Genomic DNA, 3,946 nt, shown 5'->3' on the forward strand with positions numbered 1-3,946 from the left:
TGTCTGGATTTATATTTTTATATATAATGCCTAAAAAGAGGGAGAAATTTTACCATTTAGAAGATTTAAAATATGAAGACTTTAAAACACAGGAAAATCTAACGAATAATAGTTATAAAAATAAAATGAATATTCGATATAAATTATGTCATAAATATAAAGGATAAATGCAAGAATAAACCTAAAGACGACATATAATAAGCTATATATTGGATTAAATAATTAGATAATACACAAAAATTGAAGGTTAAACTAAAAATAATTGCAATTTTACCGTATATAGAAAAATTTAAACCATATAAAAGTCAGGAATTAAGCTGAAAGGTCGGGAAAACCTTTATTAATATATAGAATGTACGTCTTATATGCTTTTATTAATTAAGAATTGCCTTATAAATCATTATTTTATAAAAAATTTGATTTTAGGTATTTAAAATAAACCGAAACTGGTATATAATAGATGTATTAAATTTAAAAATAAAGTGGAGGTTGACATATGCTTAAAAAGTTTAATAAAGTTTTGGTGGCCAACAGAGGTGAAATTGCCATAAGAATTTTCAGAGCCTGTGCAGAGTTACAGATCAGAAGTGTTGGTATATATAGTGAAGAAGATAAGTATGCCCTATTCAGAACTAAGGCAGATGAATCCTATCTTATAGGAGAAGGTAAGGGTCCGGTAGATGCCTACCTGGATATAGATGGAATAATATCTCTAGCTAAGAGAAAAAAGGTAGATGCTATACATCCAGGTTATGGCTTCTTATCTGAAAATGCTGAATTTGCCAGGAAGTGTGAAGAAAACGGAATCACATTTATAGGCCCAGACTCATCTATAATGGAAAAACTTGGTGATAAGATAAATTCTAAGATAGTTGCACATGAGGCAAATGTACCTACAATACCAGGTGTTGAAAAGGCCCTAAAGACTGTTAAGGAAGCCAAGCAAGTAGCTGAAAAGATAGGCTATCCTGTAATGGTAAAGGCATCTAACGGTGGTGGCGGTAGAGGTATGAGAATCGTACGCCGTGAAGAAGACCTTGAAATAGAATTTGAAAATGCAAGAAGTGAATCAAGGAAGGCATTTGGAGAAGACCTTATATTCATAGAAAAGTATATAGAAGATCCTAAGCATATAGAAGTCCAGGTTCTTGGTGACAAGTACGGAAATATCGTCCACTTATACGAAAGAGATTGCTCTGTTCAGAGAAGACACCAGAAGATTATAGAATTTGCACCAGCATTTTCTCTAGACCCTGATGTAAGAGAAAGGATCTGTCAAGATGCTGTTAGGATAGCTAAACATGTCGGTTATACTAATGCAGGTACTCTAGAATTCTTGGTAGACAAGAATGGAGACTACTATTTTATAGAAATGAACACAAGAGTTCAGGTTGAGCACACAGTTACAGAAGAAGTTACAGGTGTAGATATTGTTCAGAGTCAGATATTAATAGCTGAAGGCTGTAAGCTATCTGACCCAGAAATTAATATACAGGGCCAGGATGATATCCATGTAAGAGGTTTTTCTATCCAGTGTAGAATCACAACTGAAGATCCAAAGAAGGGCTTTATGCCAGATACTGGAAAAATCCAGGTATATAGATCAGGATCAGGTTCAGGTATCAGGCTTGATGGTGGTAATGGATTTACTGGTGCAGTAATCAGTCCATACTATGACTCTCTTCTAGTAAAGACTATTTCTTACGATAGGACTTTTAGGGGTGCTATCAACAAGATGGTTAGGTCTATCAAGGAAATGAGGGTAAGGGGAGTAAAGACTAATGTCGGCTTCCTAATAAATGTACTACTAGACCCAAGATTTATAGCAGGTGAATGCTCTACAAAGTTTATAGATGAAAACCCGGAATTATTTGATATAGAGGAAAGTAAGGACAGGGGTACTAAATTACTTAAGTTTATAGGTAATGTAGTGGTCAATGAAAATAAGTGTGAAGAAAGAAAGACATTTGATGCCTTGTACGAACCGAGGTTTAGGAAAATTGCAAAGGTAGAAGGTAGTAGGGACAAGTTGTTGAAGATGGGCAAGAAGGCCTATATAGAAGAAATCAAGAATGAAAAGAAACTTCTATTCACTGATACTACAATGAGAGATGCCCACCAGTCTTTGATAGCAACTAGGTTCAGGACTTTTGACCTTATGAATATAGCCAAGGCCACAGAATACTACCAGAAGGATATGTTCTCTCTTGAAATGTGGGGAGGAGCAACATTTGACGTTGCCTACAGGTTCCTTAAAGAATCTCCGTGGACTAGACTACACAGGTTAAGAGAAGCAATACCAAGCATCAATTTCCAGATGTTGTTGAGGGCATCTAATGGTGTTGGTTACAAGAACTATCCAGACAATGTAATAGCCGAATTTATCAAGGAAAGTGCAAAGTCAGGTATAGATGTGTTTAGAATATTTGACTCTTTGAACTGGACAGAAAATATGAAGCAATCAATGGCTACAGCCCAGGAAACTGGTAAGATAGTTGAAGCTGCAATGTGCTATACAGGAGATGTCCTTGACCCAGACAAGACTAAGTATACTATAGACTACTATGTGAATATGGCTAGGGAATTAGAAGCAGCTGGTTCAGATATCATAGGTATAAAGGATATGGCTGGTCTATTAAAGCCATATGCTGCATATGAATTAATCAGGGCACTAAAGGAAAATGTAAAGGCCCCAATTCACCTACATACGCATGATACTAGTGGTAATGGTGTTGCTACACTACTAATGGCTTCACAGGCAGGAGTAGATATAGTAGATGCAGCCCTAGAGTCAATGGCAGGTATAACTTCTCAGCCATCACTAAATGCTATAATAGAAGGCTTGAAGTTTACAGACAGGGACCCTCATATAGATATGTTTGGCTACAATGAGCTAGGCAAGTACTATAGGGACCTAAGAAAGATTTACTACAAGTTCGAAAGTGACCTTACTAATTCAAATGCCGAAATATATGACTTTGAAATACCAGGTGGTCAGTATACTAACTTGAAGCCACAGGCAGACGCCCTAGGTCTAGTAAATAGGTTTGAAGAAGTTAAGGAAAACTATAAGGTTGCCAACAGGGTAGTTGGAGATATAATCAAGGTTACTCCATCATCAAAGGTGGTAGGAGACTTAGCTATATTCATGACTAAAAACAACCTTACAGAAGAAAATATATTAGAAGAAGGTAAGAACTTATCATTCCCAGACTCACTAGTTGACTACTGCAAGGGTATGATTGGTCAGCCAGCAGGTGGAGTACCAAAGGGACTTCAGGAAGTTGTTCTAAAGGGAGAACCTGCTATTACTGCTAGACCGGGTTCACTGTTGCCATCAGAAGACTTTGATGCTATTAAGGAGCACATAAAGAATGACCTTGGAATAGAAAATCCAACTCAGAGGCAGGCCCTAAGCTATGCCCTATATCCAAAGGTATTTGATGACTATGTAAACCACGTTAAGGACTTTAATGATGTAAGTGAGCTTGAATCTGACGTATTCTTCTACGGTCTAAACATTGGCCAGGAATGCGAGGTAGAGATAGAAGAAGGTAAGAACTTAACTATAAAGCTAGTGGATATTGGAGAGCCTAAGGAAGATGGAATGAGGACTCTAACATTCGAGCTTAATGGTATGCTAAGAGATGTGGATATTAAGGATAACAACTATACAGGCCTAATCAAGAGCGTTGAAAAGGCTGATATGAATGATCCTTACCAGATTGGTGCATCTATACCAGGTAAGGTGGTTAAGTTATTAGTTAAGAAGGGTGATGAAGTAGAAGTCAATCAGCCTCTAATAGTAATTGAAGCCATGAAGATGGAGACTAACATAGTTGCTAAGTCTGCAGGTGTTATTAACGACATAAAGGTTGCTGTAAATGACATGGTAGTAGACAAGCAGTTACTAATTCAGCTAGATCCAATTGATTAGAGTGTATGA

At 36.8% G+C, this 3,946-nt stretch carries 1 protein-coding gene; it reads left to right on the top strand.

Going from position 1 to position 3,946, the window contains the following annotated elements:
* Positions 1-496 precede the first annotated feature (496 nt).
* Entirely contained in the window at positions 497-3,937 is a 3,441-nt protein-coding gene (locus HMPREF0634_RS02695) for a pyruvate carboxylase (RefSeq protein WP_007788755.1), read from the top strand.
* Positions 3,938-3,946: the final 9 nt, after the last annotated feature.

It is taken from the genome of Peptostreptococcus stomatis DSM 17678, assembly GCF_000147675.1.
Taxonomy (GTDB): Bacteria; Bacillota; Clostridia; order Peptostreptococcales; family Peptostreptococcaceae; genus Peptostreptococcus; species Peptostreptococcus stomatis.

Excerpts from the sequence above, each read along its gene's own strand:
- HMPREF0634_RS02695 (WP_007788755.1), top strand. The coding sequence starts at position 497 with ATGCTTAAAAAGTTTAATAAAGTTTTGGTGGCCAACAGAGGTGAAATT.